Source organism: Fusibacter sp. (assembly GCF_057447755.1).
In genome coordinates, this window is sequence record NZ_JBVBZF010000410.1 from 1 (window position 1) to 2,815 (window position 2,815).

Annotated in this window: 2 protein-coding genes; both read left to right on the forward strand. The window is 38.1% G+C overall.

The annotated features are described in order from the left end of the window. Positions 1-2,257, forward strand: a 2,257-nt coding sequence (gene recD2, locus AC220I_RS20950; protein WP_486725815.1) for an SF1B family DNA helicase RecD2, incomplete at its 5' end; no start/stop codon positions are given. A gap of 10 nt (positions 2,258-2,267) precedes the next feature. Continuing rightward, a partial coding sequence (locus AC220I_RS20955) for a ComF family protein (protein ID WP_486725816.1) occupies positions 2,268-2,815 on the forward strand: 548 nt, incomplete at its 3' end.

The following is a 2,815-nucleotide window of genomic DNA, read 5'->3' on the forward strand; positions in this document are numbered from 1 at the left end:
AATGTCTGAAAATGCATTATATGAAGGCGTGATTGAAGAGATTATATATCAAAATGATGAAACGGGCTTTATGATTGCTAATCTTAGCACACTTGATGACTATATATGTATTAAGGGGATTTTGCCTTTTATCAACTCTGGCGATCGACTTAGGGTTTCTGGAAAACTTGAAGTTCATCCTATTTATGGCGAACAACTATCAGTGACTTATTTGGAACATGTTAAACCCAAGGAACGTGAAGAATTATATAAATACTTGAGCTCGGGTGTTATAAAAGGTATTGGTGAAGCGACTGCTCAACTGATGATTCAGGCTTTTGGAGACTCCGCGCTTGAGATTATTCACGATGCGCCAGAGCGACTCTTGGAGATTCCTGGAATTGGTCCTAAAAAGCTTGAACAAATTGTATTGTCTTATAAAGAACAATACGAACTTAGAGATTTTATCATGTATTTTCAAAATCTCAATATTACCGTTCATATGGCCATGAAGATATACCGGAAGTTTGGCCTTGAAGCCATTGAAAAAATTGAAATAAATCCCTACATCCTCGCAGATGAAATCAGTGGTATTGGGTTCAAGTTTGCCGACCAAATTGCTCAAAAAATGGGGATTGGACTTAAGTCACCCTTTAGAATTGCTTCGGGGATTCTCTATATTTTGAACAAGGAAGCAGGCAATGGCAATAGTTATATGGAAAAAAGAGCACTATGTCACATGACAGAAAGAGAACTTGGCATTCCTAGTGATCTTGTAGACCATATGATTGCAGAACTTGCAGTCAAAGGGGATGTGCATGTTGAGGCTGCTGTTTCAAAAGAAAATTTGACAGATGAAATGTTACCTGACTTGGCAATTTACCTGCCGACATTATATTATGCCGAGCAGCAAGTTGCTTTGAAGCTGATAAAACTCATGATGATGAACAATCAACCCCCCCAGTCTTTTGTTGAGGGGTTTATAGAAGAGTATCAAGAAAATCGTGGTATCCTCCTAGGTCAAAATCAGAAAATTGCTGTTGAAAAAGCACTTGAAAATGGTGTTTTTGTAATCACTGGTGGTCCTGGAACCGGAAAGACAACCATTATTAATACTGTCATTAATGCATTTGAGGTTATGAACAAAAAGGTGGTCTTAGCTGCGCCAACTGGAAGGGCTGCAAAACGGATGACCGAAGCGACACAAAGGGAGTCGAAAACCATTCATAGACTCTTGGAGTTTCAAGGTGATATGGAATTTCAGAGAAATGACCAGAATCCACTTGAAGCAGATGTCGTTATTATTGATGAAATTTCCATGGTGGATATTCTCTTGATGTATCGCTTGCTCGATGCAATTAAGGAAGGTTGTCATTTAATTTTAGTGGGCGATTCGGATCAGTTACCTTCCGTTGGTCCAGGTAGTGTCTTAAAAGAAATTTTAGCATCTAATATCGTACCGTTTGTGTGCCTTGATGAAATATATAGACAATCAGAAACTTCTCTAATTGCTGTGAATGCTCATAAAATCAATCATGGTCAACCCCCTATTTTAAATAAAAAAGACAAGGATTTCTTTTTTATATCAAAGGCAAAAGCAGATGAAATTCTCAAAGAGATTGAAGCACTTGTAACGGATAGATTACCTAATTATTACGGCTTTAATGCCATGGAAGACCTTCAGATATTAGCACCCATGAAAGGGACAGGTGTGGGTGTGGATGCCTTAAATACAATGCTTCAAAATGTTTTGAACCCACCTACCCCTGAAAAAGGTGAAAAAAAACTTGGTTTTAAACTCTTTCGAAAAGGGGACAAGGTCATGCAGATTAAAAACAACTACAATATTGATTGGTCTAATCGATTTGGCGAAGAGGGAAAAGGTGTTTTTAATGGCGATATTGGATTTATCACTATGATTGATGAGGTTTATCGCGAAATCACTGTTGTATTTGACCAAGAAAAAGAAGTGGTTTACGACTATGCTTCACTAGATGAACTGACACTCGCTTATGCTGTGACAGTTCACAAGAGCCAAGGTAGTGAGTTTAAGGTTGTTATCATGCCAGTCAGCTACGGACCGCCTATGCTGATGAGCCGAAATATATTATATACTGCAATAACAAGAGCAAGAGAACTTGTTGTTTTAATTGGTGATAAGAAGTATTTGAATCACATGATCCATCAGACACATGAAGAACGAAGACTCTCAAATCTTAAAGGAAAGCTCTTGCATTTTAAAAATGTCTGGGAGGAGCTTGAAGGTAAAATTAACTAGGTGGTCAAGTATGCTAAAAGAAGTAATAAAAATAGTTTTTCCAGAAAAGTTGAATTGCCTAGCTTGTGGTGATGAATATACCATCCAATCGGATGCTTCCTATTTTTGCGAGAAATGCATCACAGAATTACAGGTGCCTGAGGATAGGTGTTCAAAATGTGACCGACCAGTTGAAAGAGTCTATTACCAACTGGGATTGTACCAACACAAGTGCAAAGCATGCCAAGAACAATTTCATTACTATACAAGACACCTGTCTTGTACGAGATATGAAGGTACTGCCAAGAAGTTGATTATGGATTTTAAATACAAGGGCAAGGTGGAAAATGCCAAGGGACTTGCTGAGCAGATGTATAGAAGGTTGCAATCTGAGAGCATACTAGATCAAATCGAGGGCATTGTACCAACACCTATTCATTGGACCAGAAGGTGGATGAGAGGCTTTAATCAAAGTGAGTTGATAGCGAAAGCCCTCAATGATATGCTTAAAAACCAGGTTGAAATCATCGTGTTAAAGCGCTGTAAAAAGACGAAAAAATTGAAAAACCTTAATAAAGA